This is a genomic window from Paenibacillus terrae HPL-003, from assembly GCF_000235585.1.
In the GTDB taxonomy this organism is placed as follows: Bacteria; Bacillota; Bacilli; order Paenibacillales; family Paenibacillaceae; genus Paenibacillus; species Paenibacillus terrae_B.
This window is the reverse complement of record NC_016641.1, coordinates 22,438-38,899: the sequence shown is the minus strand read 5'-3', so window position 1 is coordinate 38,899 and position 16,462 is coordinate 22,438. Positions and strand designations below refer to the sequence as shown.

13 protein-coding genes are annotated in these 16,462 nt (G+C 49.9%); all 13 read left to right on the top strand.

What is annotated here, in order from left to right:
* The first annotated feature begins 4 nt into the window (after positions 1 to 4).
* A complete protein-coding gene (gene cobA / locus HPL003_RS00195; RefSeq protein WP_014277603.1) occupies positions 5 to 1,558 on the top strand; it encodes a uroporphyrinogen-III C-methyltransferase in 1,554 nt (517 codons plus the stop codon).
* Between the two features lie 45 nt (positions 1,559 to 1,603).
* A complete protein-coding gene (hemB, locus tag HPL003_RS00190; RefSeq protein WP_014277602.1) occupies positions 1,604 to 2,602 on the top strand; it encodes a porphobilinogen synthase in 999 nt (332 codons plus the stop codon).
* 31 nt (positions 2,603 to 2,633) lie between these two features.
* The gene (hemL, locus tag HPL003_RS00185) at positions 2,634 to 3,938 is read left to right on the top strand and encodes a glutamate-1-semialdehyde 2,1-aminomutase (protein WP_043922262.1); all 1,305 of its coding nucleotides are present in this window, start codon (positions 2,634 to 2,636) and stop codon (positions 3,936 to 3,938) included.
* Entirely contained in the window at positions 3,935 to 4,846 is a 912-nt protein-coding gene (locus tag HPL003_RS00180; RefSeq protein WP_014277600.1) for an RluA family pseudouridine synthase, read from the top strand. Before hemL ends, HPL003_RS00180 begins: the two co-directional genes overlap by 4 nt.
* A 125-nt stretch (positions 4,847 to 4,971) precedes the next feature.
* Entirely contained in the window at positions 4,972 to 6,294 is a 1,323-nt protein-coding gene (locus tag HPL003_RS00175; protein WP_014277599.1) for a LysM peptidoglycan-binding domain-containing protein, read from the top strand.
* 407 nt (positions 6,295 to 6,701) lie between these two features.
* Entirely contained in the window at positions 6,702 to 9,368 is a 2,667-nt protein-coding gene (locus tag HPL003_RS00170) for a valine--tRNA ligase (RefSeq protein ID WP_043922261.1), read from the top strand.
* A 36-nt stretch (positions 9,369 to 9,404) separates the two neighbouring features.
* Positions 9,405 to 10,781 (top strand): bifunctional folylpolyglutamate synthase/dihydrofolate synthase, encoded by a 1,377-nt coding sequence (locus tag HPL003_RS00165; RefSeq protein WP_014277597.1) that lies wholly within the window; start codon positions 9,405 to 9,407, stop codon positions 10,779 to 10,781.
* A gap of 6 nt (positions 10,782 to 10,787) precedes the next feature.
* Positions 10,788 to 12,167: a UDP-N-acetylmuramate--L-alanine ligase gene (murC, locus tag HPL003_RS00160; protein ID WP_043922516.1), complete on the top strand. Its 1,380-nt coding sequence runs from the start codon at positions 10,788 to 10,790 to the stop codon at positions 12,165 to 12,167.
* 166 nt (positions 12,168 to 12,333) lie between these two features.
* Positions 12,334 to 13,602, top strand: a complete 1,269-nt coding sequence (locus HPL003_RS00155; protein WP_014277595.1) for an SPOR domain-containing protein — start codon at positions 12,334 to 12,336, stop codon at positions 13,600 to 13,602.
* A 121-nt stretch (positions 13,603 to 13,723) separates the two neighbouring features.
* Positions 13,724 to 13,966, top strand: a complete 243-nt coding sequence (locus tag HPL003_RS00150; protein WP_043922515.1) for a DUF4321 domain-containing protein — start codon at positions 13,724 to 13,726, stop codon at positions 13,964 to 13,966.
* Positions 13,967 to 13,988: 22 nt separating this feature from the next.
* Positions 13,989 to 14,597: a Maf family protein gene (locus tag HPL003_RS00145; protein WP_014277593.1), complete on the top strand. Its 609-nt coding sequence runs from the start codon at positions 13,989 to 13,991 to the stop codon at positions 14,595 to 14,597.
* Positions 14,598 to 14,610: 13 nt separating this feature from the next.
* Positions 14,611 to 15,303, top strand: a complete 693-nt coding sequence (gene radC, locus HPL003_RS00140; RefSeq protein ID WP_043922260.1) for a RadC family protein — start codon at positions 14,611 to 14,613, stop codon at positions 15,301 to 15,303.
* 106 nt (positions 15,304 to 15,409) lie between these two features.
* Positions 15,410 to 16,444 carry a rod shape-determining protein gene (locus HPL003_RS00135; protein WP_014277591.1) on the top strand — a complete coding sequence of 345 codons (1,035 nt, stop codon included), beginning with the start codon at positions 15,410 to 15,412 and terminating at the stop codon, positions 16,442 to 16,444.
* Positions 16,445 to 16,462: the final 18 nt, after the last annotated feature.

Below are 16,462 nucleotides of genomic sequence, written 5' to 3'. Positions count from 1 at the left end.
TGGAATGACGGGAAAGGTATATTTAGTAGGCGCAGGACCCGGTGACGCAAGACTGATTACGGTCAAGGGCTGGGAATGCATTCAACTGGGTGATGTTATTGTCTATGACAGACTGGCAAGCCCTCGCCTTTTGGGTTTGATGAAGCCAGGTGCTCAGAAAATATATGTAGGCAAGCTACCGGATCGTCACACCATGAAGCAAGAGGAAATCAATCAGCTGCTGGTGGATCTGGCTCTGGAAGGAAAAACGGTCGTTCGGCTCAAAGGCGGGGACCCTACCATTTTTGGGCGGGTCGGGGAAGAAGCCGGACTGCTGCGCAAACACGGTATTTCCTATGAGATCGTACCCGGCATTACATCAGCGATCAGTGTACCTGCCTATGCGGGCATTCCGGTCACACACCGGGATATGGCCTCATCGTTGTCTATCATTACGGGGCATGAAAGTCCGGACAAGCTCGACAAGAGTATTCATTGGGATAAAGTGACGAACGCAACGGGCACACTGATCTTTATGATGGGTGTGGCGAAGATCGGCTATATCAGTGAGCAACTGATGAAACACGGCAAATCGCCAAGCACACCCGTTGCTTTAATCCGTTGGGGAACCCGGGCAGAGCAGGATACGCTGGTGGGTACGCTGGCAGATATTGAGGCCAAGGTGAAAGCGGCGAATTTTCAGCCTCCCGCCGTTATCGTCGTCGGAGAAGTGGTTAATCAGCGTGAACAGTTAAAATGGGCTGAGGATATGCCTTTGTTCGGCAAGCGGATTTTGGTTACACGTGCGCGTGCCCAGGCCAGTAGTCTGGTTCATCGGATAGAGGAGCTTGGTGGAGAGCCTTATGAATTTCCAGTCATCCAGACGGTTGTCCCTTCGGACGAGCCGACGCAACGGCAAATTAAAGAGGCGTTTGCGCGATTGCCTGAATACGACTGGGTGTTCTTTACCAGCGTCAACGGAGTGGAATATTTTTTCACTCATCTGAAGGAACAAGGCAAGGATGTGCGATCGCTGTTTAAGGCGCGTATTGCAGCAGTCGGGCCAGCCACTTTGGCGGCATTGCGGTCACATGGAATTGAAGCGGAGCAGATCGAAGGTCCTTTTCAGGCAGAGGGCTTGCTCGAAGCGTTTGAGCAGGATTTGCAGGCAGGGCAGAACGTATTTCTGCCAAGAGGCGATCTCGCTCGGTCCTGGCTGCCGGAGAAGCTGAGAATGCTTGGACTTGAGGTGACCGAGGCCGATCTGTATCAAACCGTGCTGGCGGCAAACACACATGATGATGAGCTGCTCAAGCTGCTTGAGGAACGTGCCATCCATGCGATTACTTTTACTAGTTCCTCAACAGTAACCTTTTTTCTGGAAGCACTCAGGCAGATGGAAGTCGAAGATCCGCTGTCGCTGCTGGAGGGAGTGACGATCGCTGTGATTGGTCCTCTCACCGGAGAAACAGCGACCCAAGCGGGCCTGACCGTCAGCTTCATGGCGGAAAAGGCAACTATTGAAAGCCTGATTCAATCGCTATGTGACTGGAAACAATCAAGCGCTGTGACATCATAATTTTATTTTACCAAATGAATGTATAGAAACTGGAGGTTTGCAATCATGAGTGTTCCTTTTACCAGACATCGCCGTTTGCGTCAATCTGCTGCTATCCGCAGTATGGTACGTGAGACGGTATTGAATCCCGCTGATTTTATCCAGCCGATCTATGTAACATTCGGTACAGGAGTGAAGCAGGAAATCAGCTCCATGCCGGGTGTGTACCGATTTTCTCTGGACCAATTGGAAGAAGAACTGAAAGAAATTAGTGAGCTCGGCATTCCTGCCGTGCTCCTGTTTGGCATTCCGGAGACGAAGGATAGCTTAGGCACTTCGGCTTTTGTGGACGATGGTATTGTTCAGGAAGCTACACGTCTGATCAAGTCGCGTTATCCCGAGCTGCTGGTTGTGGCTGACACTTGTTTGTGCGAGTTTACGGATCATGGGCACTGCGGTATGGTCCACATGCATGAGCATGATGGCGAGGTATGTGGTGAAGTGCTGAATGACGAATCTCTGGAGGTGCTGGTACGTACAGCCGTTTCTCAAGCCAGAGCGGGCGCTGATATTATTGCGCCATCCAATATGATGGACGGCTTTGTGCAAGCGATTCGACAAGGGCTGGATGAGGAAGGCTTATCGCATATTCCGATTATGTCGTATTCCGTCAAATATGCGTCTGCTTTTTATGGTCCTTTCCGGGAAGCGGCAGATTCTGCACCGCAATTCGGTGACCGCAAATCCTATCAGATGGACCCTGCTAATGCACGTGAAGCATTGCGAGAAGCAGAATCGGACGTGCTGGAAGGTGCGGATATGCTGATGGTGAAGCCATCCCTCTCGTACCTGGATGTGATGCGTACAATCAAAGACCAGTTTGATCTGCCTATGGTGGCTTACAACGTCAGCGGTGAATACGCGATGGTCAAGGCGGCAGCTCTTCAAGGCTGGATTGATGAAAAAGCGATGGTGCTGGAGATTTTGACGAGCATGAAACGCGCAGGTGCAGACATGATTATTACCTATTCCGCCAAGGATGCGGCAAGATGGTTGAAGCAATAAACGTATTTTTCAGAAGACAGGAGTGATCAGAATGATCAACGAACAACGAACAGTGCGCGAGGATGCGCGCTCCAAAGTAGCCTTTGATGAGGCAAAGCAATATATTCCGGGGGGCGTAAACAGTCCAGTCCGGGCTTTTAAATCCGTCGGCATTACGCCTGTTTATATCGACCGTGGAGAAGGATCGCGGGTATATGATATCGACGGTCAATCCTATATTGACTATGTATGTTCATGGGGACCGCTTATTATGGGCCATGCACATCCCGAAGTGGTTAAAGCTTTACAGGCTGCCGTTGTAAAAGGAACCAGTTTCGGAGCGCCGACGTTGGCAGAAACTGAAATGGCCAAGCTCGTATGTGAACGTGTTCCTTCAATGGATCTTGTACGGATGGTTAGCTCTGGAACTGAGGCGACCATGAGTGCGATTCGACTCGCACGCGGATTTACGAGCCGTAGTAAAATCCTTAAATTTGAGGGATCATATCACGGTCATGCGGACAGCTTGCTGATTAAAGCAGGCTCTGGTGTTGCGACATTAGGCTTGCCCGATAGTCCAGGTGTACCTGAAGTCGTGGCCAACCATACACTCACCGTCCCTTATAATGATTTGGCTTCGGTGAAGCTAGCTTTTGAGAAATTTGGTGAAGAGATTGCCGCAATTATTGTCGAGCCAGTAGCAGGCAATATGGGAGTTGTACCGCCACAGCCTGGATTTTTGGAAGGTTTGCGTGAGGTAACCCAGCAGTATGGAAGTCTGCTGATTTTTGATGAAGTCATGACCGGATTCCGGGTAGGGCTTCATTCAGCTCAAGGCCGCTTTGGCGTGACGCCGGATCTCACGTGTCTGGGCAAAGTCATTGGCGGAGGTCTGCCTGTAGGTGCTTATGGCGGACGTCGTGATATTGTGGAACGGATTGCACCTTCCGGTCCGATCTATCAGGCGGGTACACTTAGCGGAAATCCGCTGGCTATGGCAGCAGGCTATTCGACACTTAAATTGCTAACGCCAGAAGTATACGATCGCCTGGAAGAGCGGGCAGCAAGACTTCAAGCCGGATTCGAACGTAATGCGAGCGAGCTGGGTATCCCTGTCACGATCAATCGCGTGGGTTCCATGGTTTGTCCATTTTTTACAGAAGAAAAGGTTGTCAATTTTGACACAGCTAAAACGAGTAATCAGGACCACTTCCGCCGTTACTTTACTGAAATGGTGAATGAGGGCGTTAGTGTGGCTCCATCTCAATTCGAGGGTATGTTCGTATCAGGTGTGCATACGGTTGAGGATATTGATGCGACCATTGAGGCGAACTATCGCGCGCTCAAACGTCTATGAGCTGGCAAGGTGGCTGGAAAAGACGGGGACCGTGGCTGGAAGTCACACCAGGACGGGAAATCACAGAGGGTGAGCATTGCACCGATGCTGTAGATCATTGGTTGCTGAATCGTTTGGAGCTACCGGACAAGCTGTGGCGCAGACTGCGACACGAAAAGCAGATTGAATTTGCGGGGGACCGGCTGCGGCTGGCCCTTTTTCCCGTTACGAACCTTGGCGTGACCCCTCGCTGGTACGATTTGAAGGTGCTGTATGAGGATGATTTTTGCCTGGTCGCACACAAACCTGCGGGTATGGCGGTACATCCGGACGGAGCTGTAAAAGAGGGTCCACTGACGTTGGATCATGCGGTCGCATCGTATTATGAGATGAATGGCATCCATGCGGCAGTACGGCATGTGCATCGTCTGGATACAGATACGACAGGCCCGGTACTGTATGCCAAAAATGAATTCGCGTTGCTCAAGCTGGACGAGCAGATGCGGACCAAGGATATGGGTCGCCGTTATGTGGCTTTGGTACGGGGGGAAGTCCCTTCATCACTACGGATGCTGGATTGGCCGATTGGCAAGGACAGGCATCACAAGCAGCGTCGCCGTGTTTCTCCGACTGGACAGAGTGCGGTTACCCATGTGGAACTTGGTGAAGTGTGGGGGAGCGGTCAAAAGGCGGTGAGCCTCGTATATTTAACACTAGAAACAGGCCGAACGCATCAGATTCGCGTTCATCTTAGCCATGCGGGCTATCCGTTATTGGGGGATGTATTATACGGGGGACGAGCTGCTGATTTTGGCAGGCAGGCGCTGCACGGAGAGCGTCTTACCTTCCGTCATCCGCTAAGCGGTGAAACGATTACTGTGGAAGATGCTTGGCCGGATGATTTTCAAAAGCTGCATCAACAGTTGTAAAAGATGGCATGCCTTCTATTTTGGCGCATATACTTGAACCTAGAAACGGTTTGCAATATGGAGTTTCCGTGCGCCTGACAGGAGTCAGAGGATGTGCGGAGGCTGCCCAAAGGAGGATGCCATCCTTGAACAAACAACAGAATGATCAGCCGCAAGGCTTGCGTTTTGATATTTATGAACGCATTCATTTGACGGAGGAAGCTGCCGGGATTGCTGAGTTGGAGGAAATTGAGCTTCTGCCACGCATTCAGGTTGTAACCCACGGCGACCATGCCGCTTTGCGAGGGCATTTGCTGCTGGAGGGCGTGTACCGCACACCTGAACAGGTAACGAACGAGCTTCATCATTTGATCCCTGTAGAAATTACAATTCCATTAAATCGGGTAGGAAGATTGGAAGACATCTCTGTTGAGATTGAGAATTTCGATGTGGACCTGCTGTCATTGCGTAGTCTGAATATTACAGGTGTTCTCTCCCTGCACGGGGTGGAAAGTTCCCATGCGGAGGAGACAGCGGTTTGGCTGGATGAGGAATTTACGGTGGTGCACGCACCTGAACATCCCGCTCACCCCTTTTCCGTGAATACAGAGCAGCGTCAGGAAGAAACCTATGCCACTCAGAATTCTGTATCCGATCACACAACGAAGTCTGAATCTTCATACAGGGTGCCAGCTCAGCAGGAGTATACTTCCTGGGAACAGCCATCACAGGAGTATGGGGAGCAGAAGTCATCATCGGAACACCAAGGTTATGAGCCTGCTGTAGACCCGAACCGGATCTATGAACCTTGGACGGGTAAAGCTGTTGAGGACAGCACTTCCGAGGTAAAGCATGAGCATGTTACACCAGAAGTATGGGGATTTCAGCAAGAGGAAGCATGGACGGGAAATGAGCCGAAAATATCCTCCACAGCTCCCGATATAGTCTATGATCCTTTGCTGGCTGAACCGCATCCCGCGACGGAGTCAGAAATCAATCTGGAGCCGCAGCTGGAAGCAGGTCAGGCGAATGATTTTAGACCTGAGACATTAGAGCAGGTGGACGCTGTGTTCCATGACACTGTTGCAGACGATAAACCGGAGATGCGCGTGGCGTTGAACAGCAAAAAGGACGAAAAAGCAGACGAGCCGGACCCGGTGGTCTACTCATCATTGCTCCAATCCAGTCGTTCGGTGAAGGAAGCGGAATACCAGCAGCAACTGGAGCAAGAACCGCAGGGTCAGGCGCAGGAAGCTCAGGAAGAGCGTGAGAATGCCAAATGGAAAAACCTTTTTTTCCATACACAGGATGAAACGCCTTTCCGCAAGGTCCGATTATGCATCGTTCAGCGTGAAGATACACTGGAAACGATCGCTGATCGCTATCAACTCAGCACACGGGAGCTTCAACTGTATAACAAGCTGGCAGAGCATCATGTAGAAGAAGGGCAGGTATTGTACATCCCTTAATTCGGTCATTGGAAAATGAGCAACGGGTGTTGACTATAGTCAATGGGAAATGTATGATGTGGTATAGCTATTGAAAGACTGAGATCGGGAAGAGTAGGCAGCAAGCCCTTCAGAGAGTGGAATTGCAGCGCTGTGAGGTTCCGCAGGAAGCTACTGGCCGAAGTCACCCGGGAGTCGCCTGTTTGAACGGTCCCTCATTTAATCCCAACGGAAGGTACGAGGTTCACGGTAGAATAAGGCCGGTCCGCAGCCGTTATCTGCATAAGTGTCACACCATGTGTAATGGATCAGTGGATACATACACGAGGGGTGAAACAAAGGTGGTACCGCGAGAGAACAGCCTTTCGTCCTTTGAGGATGAAGGGCTTTTTTATTTGCCAATCGAAAAATCATGGAGGTATCCTGATATGTCAGAACAAGACAACAAGACAACCTTGGAAATGCCGACAACGTACGATCCAAAATCAGCCGAGAAAAAATGGTACAAAACGTGGATGGAGAAGGGGTATTTCCGCGCTGGGCGACTTCCAGAGGCAGAGCCTTTTACAATCGTTATTCCACCCCCGAATGTGACGGGTATGCTGCACATTGGACATGCTCTTGATTTTACTTTGCAGGACATTATTATCCGCACCAAGCGGATGCAGGGCTATGACGCATTGTGGCTGCCAGGGGCAGACCATGCGGGCATTGCCACCCAGACGAAGGTGGAGCAGAAGCTGCGTGAGGAAGGCTTGACGCGCTACGATCTGGGACGCGAGAAATTTTTGGAGAAGGTTTGGGAATGGAAGGATCTCTACCTGGACAACATTCATAATCAATGGGAAAAAATGGGATTTTCTCTTGACTATTCGCGTGAGCGTTTTACGCTGGATGAGGGGTTGTCTCAAGCCGTTCGCGAAGTATTTGTCAAGCTGTACAAGAAGGGCCTGATTTATCGCGGTAAACGCATCATTAACTGGGACCCTGCTGCACGTACCGCTCTATCAGATATTGAAGTGGAATACAAAGAGGTAAACGGAAATCTGTATCACCTGCAATATCCGCTTCAAGATGGCAGTGGGTTTATCACTGTAGCCACCACGCGTCCTGAAACCATGCTGGGCGATACAGCGGTAGCCGTACATCCGGAGGATGAACGGTACAAGCATATGATCGGTAAAACACTCGTACTTCCGATTATCGGGCGGGAAATTCCGATCATTGCGGACGACTATGTAGATAAAGATTTCGGTAGCGGCGCGGTTAAAATTACACCAGCTCATGATCCGAATGACTTTGAAATGGGACAACGTCACCAGTTGCCACAAATTACGGTAATGGACGAAACAGGAACGATGAATGCCGAAGCAGGCAAATATCAGGGTCTTGATCGCAGCGATTGCCGTAAGCAGATCGTCGCTGATCTGAAAGAGCAGGGCGTACTCATCCGTATTGAAGAGCATGTGCACCAGGTAGGCCACAGCGAGCGTACAGGTGTGGTTGTAGAACCTTATCTGTCTACACAATGGTTCGTGGAAATGAAGCCTCTGGCAGCCAAAGCGATTGAAGTGCAGAAGGCTGGCAATGGCGTCAACTTTGTTCCGGACCGCTTTGAGCGTACTTATCTGCACTGGATTGAAAATGTGCGTGACTGGTGTATTTCCCGCCAATTGTGGTGGGGACATCGTATTCCGGCTTGGTACGATGAAGAAACCGGTGAGATTATTGTATCGATGGAGGACCCTACAACCTTGCCTGAATATGCTGGCAGAAAGCTGAAACAGGATGAGGACGTGCTGGATACATGGTTCAGCTCTGCCCTGTGGCCGTTTTCGACACTGGGCTGGCCTGAGCAGACTGAGGATCTCAAACGCTACTACCCGACCAATGTCTTGGTTACAGGCTATGACATTATTTATTTCTGGGTATCGCGAATGATCTTTACCGCACTGGAGTTTACGGAAGAGATTCCGTTCAAGGACGTGCTTATGCACGGTTTGGTGCGTGATGCGGAAGGTAGAAAAATGTCCAAATCCCTCGGCAATGGTGTTGATCCGCTCGACGTAATCGACCAATATGGCACGGATGCCATGCGGTATATGATTTCTACCAGCAGCACGCCTGGGCAGGACCTTCGCTTCCGTTGGGAACGGGTAGAGCAGGCACGTAACTTTGCCAATAAAATCTGGAATGCGTCGCGCTTTGCGCTGATGAATCTGGAAGGGGTAACTGCGGCGGATATCGACATTACCGGTGATTTGGGCACAGCTGACCGCTGGATCCTTCACCGTTTGAACGAAACTTCACGCGATATCACGCGTCTAATAGATGCTTATGAATTTGGCGAGACAGGCCGCCTTCTGTACAACTTTATTTGGGATGACCTGTGCGACTGGTACATCGAGTTTGCAAAGCTCGCCCTGTATGGCGAGAACGCAGAGGCGAAAAAGAAAACACAGTCCGTACTGGCGTATGTGCTGGATCGGACACTGCGCATGATTCATCCGTTCATGCCGTTTATCTCCGAAGAAATATGGCAGCATCTTCCGCATGAAGGCGAAACGATTACACTGGCCGCATGGCCCGTTTATGATTCGGCTTTCGAGGACAAGGATGCGGTAGCTGAAATGAATTTGCTGATTGATGTGATTCGTGCAGTGCGGAATATCCGTTCTGAAGTGAACGTGCCGATGAGTAAAAAGATCGAATTGCTCGTAAAACCCGGCGATCAAGCCGTTCTCGATATCATTAACCGCAATGGGGATTATGTGCGTCGATTCTGTAATACGTCTGAATTCGACACGGGATTGGAGCTCTCTGTTCCAGATAAAGCCATGACTTCTGTAGTCAGCGGAGCAGAGCTATACCTGCCGTTAGCCGGGCTGCTTGATATTGCCCAGGAAATTAGCAGACTGGAAAAAGAGCTTCAGCATTTGAACAGTGAAGTGGAGCGCGTGGAGAAAAAGCTGTCCAACCAAGGCTTCGTGGCGAAGGCACCAGCCAAAGTCATCGAGGAAGAGAAGGCCAAGCAAGCCGATTATTCGGATAAGCGCGCCAAAGTTATCACACGGATTGAAGAACTCAAGGGATAATTCCACTAACTATAAAATGACCTGAAGGTGAAGAGGATGTCAGATACAATCAGGGGCGGGGGAGCGGCTCCTTTACAAAGCTATGATGAAGCAGTGGAATGGATTAACGGTTTGATTCCGTTCGGAATCAGACCCGGACTGGAACGGATTGAGAAGTTAATGAGCATGTTGGGTGATCCGCAACGGCATCTTAAATTTGTGCATATTGCGGGAACCAATGGCAAGGGCTCGACCTGTGCTTTCTTAACCTCGGTTCTACTGAAATGCGGTTATGATGTGGGAACCTTTACGTCTCCATATATCACCCGGTTTACGAACCGATTCCAATTCAACGGGATGGATATTCCCGATGATACACTGGTCACACTTGCCAATCGTTTGTATCCGTTGGTCAAGGAAATCGCGGCCAGTGATTTGGGATCACCCACGATGTTTGAGGTATCGACAGCGTTGGCTATTTTATATTATGCCACGGTGACTTTTCCAGATGTTGTGGTATGGGAGACGGGCCTCGGGGGAAGGATGGATGTAACTAATATCGTGAGTCCTATCGTCTCGGTCATTACGAATGTAGGCTATGACCATACGGATATTTTAGGGGATACACTCGAACAGATCGCAGGCGAAAAGGCTGGAATTATCAAGCCAGGCGTACCTGTTGTTAGCTGTGTATCTCAGCCAGAGGCTATTCAGGTTATACGGGAAACGGCGACAAAGCAGGGAGCTACCTTGTATCTAGCAGGAAAACAGTTTACGTATGAACGGCTGAATGGGGACGAAACAGGACAGACTTTTTCGTTTGCGGGACCCTTCCGACACATGGAAATCGGCATCACGTTGTTAGGCGAGCATCAATGTGCTAATGCTGCAGGAGCTTTGATGACACTTGAGGTGCTTCGTCAGTATATGGCTTTTGTGCTGGATGACACTGAACTGCTGGAGGGCTTTAGAGAAGCGGCCTGGGCAGGTCGTCTGGAACAAGTCAGCAGTTTGCCGCGAATTGTTATTGACGGTGCTCATAATCCGGAGGGGGCGCAGACGCTGGCAAAGAGTCTTCCCCAACTGTATTCGTACCGAAAGATGGTTTTAATGATGGGTATGCTGTCAAACAAGCATCATGAAGCATACTTGCAGCATATACTGCCACTAGTGGATACGCTTATCCTGACCGAGCCCGATTTCCGCCGCAAAATGAATGCCGCTGAACTGGCTCATCTCGTGGAGAAGCTGCGGCCGTCCTATGCCAAAACGGATTTGAAAATTATTGTAGAAGGTGACTGGAAAAAGGCTCTTCGCTTGCTTCAGTCACATACGGAAGCGGAGGATCTGGGGGTGGTATCCGGAACACTGTATCTCATTGCGGATGTACGGGCTACCCTTATGTATCAAACCGATTCGGAAAAAGGTTGGTGAAATTTGTTGATTACTTCGGAACATGTTCATTTTATCGGTATCGGCGGTTACGGGATGAGCGCGATTGCTCGGGTCATGCTGGAGATGGGATATACCGTGACAGGCTCAGATGTGGCATCACAGGAGCTGACAGAAAAACTGGCGGCGAAAGGCGCAAAAATATATCTCGGGCACACGCCTGAGCACGTTACAGGGGCGGACATTGTCGTTTATTCGACGGCACTGTCCCGTGACAATGTGGAGCGGGTGGCAGCAGAGGAATTGAATATTCCGACCCTGCATCGTTCCCAGATGCTCGCACGGTTGCTTAACGAGCGTATGGGAGTAGCTGTTGCGGGAGCGCACGGCAAAACGACAACCTCCTCGATGATCGCTCTGGTCATGGAGAGATGCAATGTCGATCCAACATACATTATTGGCGGCGAAATCACGAATTTGGGGACGAATGCCAAAGCAGGAAAAAGCGAGTTTGTCGTTGCCGAGGCGGATGAGAGCGATGGTTCTTTTCTGCAATATCATCCTTGGCAAGGTATTGTGACCAACATTGAAGCCGACCATTTGGAAAATTATGATGGCGACTTTAATCGTCTGAAAAGTGCCTATGTACAGTTCTTGAGTCAAATCCGGCCGGATGGCGCGGCTATCGTATGTGCCGATGATCAGAACGTCCGGGAAATGCTGCCTCAGATTCAGACTCGAGTCATTACCTATGGAGTCGAGCATGAAGCAAATTATACGGCAACGGATATCCAGTTGGGCGACCGTCGATTAAGCTTTACTATGAATCACAAAGGGACAGCGCTTGGAACCATCGAATTGTCTGTACCGGGTAAACATAATCTGTACAACGCTATGGCTAGTGTGATTTCTTGCTTGGAAGCAGGCATCCCATTTGAGCAAATTGCTGCGGCTATTGTGGAGTTTCACGGAGCGAAGCGTCGTTTTCAGGTGCTAGGCGAAAGCAATGACATTCTTGTTATTGATGACTATGCTCATCATCCAACAGAGATTGAGGCTACGATTAGTGCAGCTACAGTGACTGGCAAGCGTATTATTGCTGTGTTCCAGCCGCAACGCTACAGCCGTACTTTTTTCCTGCTGGATGCGTTCAGTCGTGCGTTCAGTGAGGCGAATGAAGTCATTATTACCGACATTTATTCTCCAGCGGGAGAAAAACAAATTGAAGGTGTGCATTCTTCGAAGCTCGTGGATTTAATCGTTCAGAACAGCAATGCGAATGCCATCTATCTGCCAACCAAGGAAGCTGTTATCGACGAGTTGAAGGATCGTCTTCAGCCGGGCGATCTTGTGCTGACAATGGGCGCGGGAGATATCTGGAAAGCAGGCGACGCGCTAGCACGCCATCTGCGCGAGCAGCAAGTGTAACAAGCATGCATAAAGTGTTACGCCGATGAAATACAACCATCAAGGGTATTCCGAACACGAAACGTGTCTTCGGGATACCCTTTTTTGTAATGCTCGGGGCATATTTTCTCTTCCTGACTCATACAACAGACTATGAGGAAGTATGGGACAAGGAGGGAGTGCATCCGTGAACAAGGCAAAGATGACATTCCGGTTCGAGCAACAGACGCCGGAGACAAGCCGTGAGGAAAAGCTACAGGTGCTTCCATACAAAACCGGGCCGATAACTATCCAGCAACGTGAAACCAATAAAGAAGCGGAACGGTATGAAAGCGAGAAACAGTATCAAGCTGGTAACCAGCATGAAAGAACAGAAAGAATTAGCGGCATAGGTGCAAACAGCGGGACTGAACGAATCTCAGAAATTAACGAGCCTTCGGGCGTGAATAGACCTAGTACGAAGCGGCGTTTTGCTCCCGCCCCCATCGTGCAGGAAGGATGGGATGATCCGTTTGGGCGATCAGCAGCTTCCTGGTCAGATACGGATTTTCTGCCAGATCGTACGGAAGAGCATGAAGAAGAAACTCATCGTTCCAGTCAAGAGTACCGAAAGCGTCCGCCCCATCCATCCAGATGGAAGCTGATTGGCTCAGTAGCCAGTGCGTTGATGACCGGGGGGATGTTTGGATATATCATGTTGCTGCTTTTTAACGGAGGTGGAGCTGTTCCTGGATCAGAACCGTCAACAGAGGAGGCTATACCGGTTTTTAAAGAATTTGTTAGTACAGATACACCATCTGTACAAGATAATTCCGCTCCTGTTACAGTTGTATCGGCTCAGGTCCCCCCACAAACTTATTACCTGCTGCAATATGGAGTATTCAGCACCCCTGAACGGGCATTGCAAGCAAAGGAAGAGCTGTTGAAGGCAGGCATTGCCGCTGGTGGAGACACAGAGGATCAGAACCGAGTCTATGCGGGAATATCGCCGGACAGGGAACAGGCCAAGCTGCTCAGCAATCAACTGAAAACACAAGGAGTCGAGCTGTATGTCCGTGAGCTTCAACTGCCTGGATTCGAAAAAGCAGCTTATGGGGGCGATGGTGAAAAGCTCACTACCTTTTTTCAGCTAAGCAGCACTTTGGTCGGCAAGCTGAGCGGGCTTTCCTCATCCTTGCTTGAAGCAGGAGGATCAGGTAAGGCAAATGCCACCGAAATGAAGGAACTGAACGATCTGCATCAGCAGTGGACGCAAAATATCGCTGCGCTTCCCTCCGATCTGCCGAAGGAAGCGGCTGCTTCCGCATCCACGCTGGAAAAGGCGATGAACAGTGCAGTCTCGGCACTTGGAGAATATAACAAGAACACAGCCAAGGAGCACATTTGGGAAATTCAGTCTTCGATGATGGAATATGTTTTGCATGAGAAGGAATTTATACAATTCATAAAACAATAGATTCTCAATGTTTTCCGGCAAGGAACTGGAAATAGTTCCCCATGCCGGATTTCTGTTTGTATTGCAGTTGAAATCACCGTATAATAATGAAGGTGTCAAAAAATGGCGAGGGAAGATCAGGATGAAAAAAAATGTAGGAATGCTGATACTGTTTTTGTTGCTCGGTTGGCTTTTGGGTGCATGGATTGCCAAAGCCCTTCAATCGATCAAATACCTTTCCTTTCTGACACACCCCACAACGATATCCTGGTCGCCGAGAGCGGATCTGGATATTATCAGCTACAACATAACGATAAATTTTGAATTGAGCCTGCTTAGTCTGATCGGCATCATCGCCGCGTTCTGGCTGTACCGCAGGCTCTAACTGATGAAAAGGAGCTTCCCTTATGGACGGGAAAATTACGCCCCGCATTATTCTGGCATCGACTTCACCGAGAAGGAAGGAATTGCTTTCATTTCTTAGACTGCCCTTTGACGTGATGCCGAGTCATGCGGATGAAAGCACGCCTGAGAGCTGGACGCCTCAGCAAATTGTGGAGACCCTTGCGGTACGCAAAGCCGAAGTGGTCGTGAACATTGGCAGCCAATCCAAAGAAGATGGATTAGTTATTGGCAGTGATACCATAGTCGTGCTGGATGGTTTGGTACTGGGTAAGCCTGCCGACCATGCGGACGCAGTTCGCATGCTGACAGCATTGCAGGGAAGAACTCACCGCGTATTCACTGGGGTGGCCTGCATACATACCATAACCGGCAAAACGCTTGTCAGACACCGCCAAACAGAGGTTACGATGAAGCCTTTGAGCCATGAGCAAATTATGGCATATGTGAATACGGGCGAACCGTCTGACAAAGCGGGAGCGTACGGCATTCAGGGTTTGGGTGCTACGCTGGTGGAATCTATTCAGGGTTGCTATTTTAACGTCGTAGGATTGCCGCTTTCTCTGCTGTCGGACATGTTGTCCGAATTCGGAGTGAACGTGTTGCAGCCTTAAAGGGGATAAACATATGTTAGAGTCGCCAACACTGATGCTTCGCGACCTCCCTCATGAAGAACGACCAAGAGAGCGCATGATGACATATGGGGCGGAAGCTTTAAGCAACGCGGAGTTGCTGGCAATATTGCTGCGTACGGGAACACAAAATGAGTCATCGGTGCATTTAGCTCAGCGTATTTTGCAGCAGGCGGGGAACTTGCGCCAACTGGTGGATATGAGTATGACTGAATTGACCCAGATTAAAGGCATTGGCAATGCCAAGGCGATACAGCTCAAAGCGGGTATCGAATTGGGGCGACGGTTGGCATTGTCACGCCATTTGGAGACCCCGGTGATCAGTTGCCCACGGGACGTGGCAGATCTGCTGTTTGAGCAGCTTCGTTATTTGCAGAAGGAGCATTTTGTATGCCTGTTCCTGAATACTAAGAATCATGTCATTCACCAGGAAACGCTATCCATGGGCAGCCTGAATGCCGCCATCGTACATCCTCGTGAAGTATTTCGGGCAGCGATCAAATGCAGCAGTGCCTCGATTATTTGCGCTCATAACCATCCGAGCGGTGATCCGAAGCCAAGCCCGGAGGATGTCCAGTTGACCCGTCGCCTGATGGAAGCGGGCAACATCGTGGGCATCGACGTGCTCGATCATATCGTGATCGGGGACGGAACCTTCGTAAGTTTGAAGGAACAAGGTCTGATATAATATACTATTTAAATCAAACATTTAAATCCGACCGGCTAGGCCGGCCTGAATAAACCGTTTATACATGGATAACAGATTTCAGGGAAGAGAAAAGGAGATTAACATCATGCTGGGTGGCTTTACAAAAGATTTGGGAATTGACTTGGGGACGGCAAACACGCTGGTATACGTAAGAGGAAAAGGGATTGTGGTTCGTGAACCTTCTGTAGTCGCATTACGTACAGACACAAAAACCATTGAAGCGGTTGGTGAATCTGCAAAAAAAATGATTGGTCGCACACCGGGGAATATCCGTGCGATCCGTCCGATGAAGGATGGCGTTATTGCGGATTTTGATACGACTGCAACGATGATCAAATATTTTATTCGTCAGGCGCAAGCCCAACGTTCTTTGTTTCCACGTCATCCGAACGTGATGGTTTGTGTGCCTTCAGGCATTACTGCGGTGGAGCAGCGTGCTGTTGAAGATGCAACGAAGCAAGCGGGCGCACGGGAAGCGTACACGATTGAAGAGCCGTTTGCGGCTGCAATCGGCGCTGATCTTCCCGTATGGGAGCCAACGGGTAGTATGGTTGTCGATATCGGCGGAGGTACAACCGAGGTAGCGGTTATTTCTCTGGGCGGGATTGTGACGAGCCGCTCCGTGCGTGTGGCTGGTGACGAAATGGACGATTCCATCATCCAATACGTGAAGCGTCAATACAATCTGATGATTGGTGAGCGGACTTCAGAGCAGTTGAAAATGGAAGTCGGTTCCGCAATGCCGCTGGAACAAGTGGAGACGTCGGAAATTCGTGGACGTGATCTGGTAACAGGTTTGCCGAAGACGATTACGATTACGTCGGATGAAATCAGTGAAGCGTTGTCCGATACAGTGAATGCAATTGTGGAAGCAGTTAAAGTGACACTGGAAAAATGCCCTCCTGAGTTAGCGGCGGACATTATGGACAGAGGTATCGTATTGACTGGTGGCGGAGCACTTTTGCGTAACTTGGACAAGTTGTTGGCGGCTGAAACCGGGATGCCGGTTATCGTAGCGGAAAATCCTCTGGATTGCGTGGCAATCGGTACAGGCAGAGCGCTGGAAAATATTCATTTGTTCAAATCGCGCAGCAGTTCTGCCGTCCGTTCCAGACGTTGAATCGGGGGTGTAGGAACT

Coding starts and splice junctions, on each gene's coding strand:
- HPL003_RS00145 (WP_014277593.1), top strand. CDS start 13,989: ATGGACGGGAAAATTACGCCCCGCATTATTCTGGCATCGACTTCACCG.
- radC (WP_043922260.1), top strand. CDS start 14,611: ATGTTAGAGTCGCCAACACTGATGCTTCGCGACCTCCCTCATGAAGAA.
- HPL003_RS00165 (WP_014277597.1), top strand. CDS start 9,405: ATGTCAGATACAATCAGGGGCGGGGGAGCGGCTCCTTTACAAAGCTAT.
- HPL003_RS00170 (WP_043922261.1), top strand. CDS start 6,702: ATGTCAGAACAAGACAACAAGACAACCTTGGAAATGCCGACAACGTAC.
- hemB (WP_014277602.1), top strand. CDS start 1,604: ATGAGTGTTCCTTTTACCAGACATCGCCGTTTGCGTCAATCTGCTGCT.
- HPL003_RS00135 (WP_014277591.1), top strand. CDS start 15,410: ATGCTGGGTGGCTTTACAAAAGATTTGGGAATTGACTTGGGGACGGCA.
- hemL (WP_043922262.1), top strand. CDS start 2,634: ATGATCAACGAACAACGAACAGTGCGCGAGGATGCGCGCTCCAAAGTA.
- HPL003_RS00180 (WP_014277600.1), top strand. CDS start 3,935: ATGAGCTGGCAAGGTGGCTGGAAAAGACGGGGACCGTGGCTGGAAGTC.
- cobA (WP_014277603.1), top strand. CDS start 5: ATGACGGGAAAGGTATATTTAGTAGGCGCAGGACCCGGTGACGCAAGA.
- HPL003_RS00150 (WP_043922515.1), top strand. CDS start 13,724: ATGAAAAAAAATGTAGGAATGCTGATACTGTTTTTGTTGCTCGGTTGG.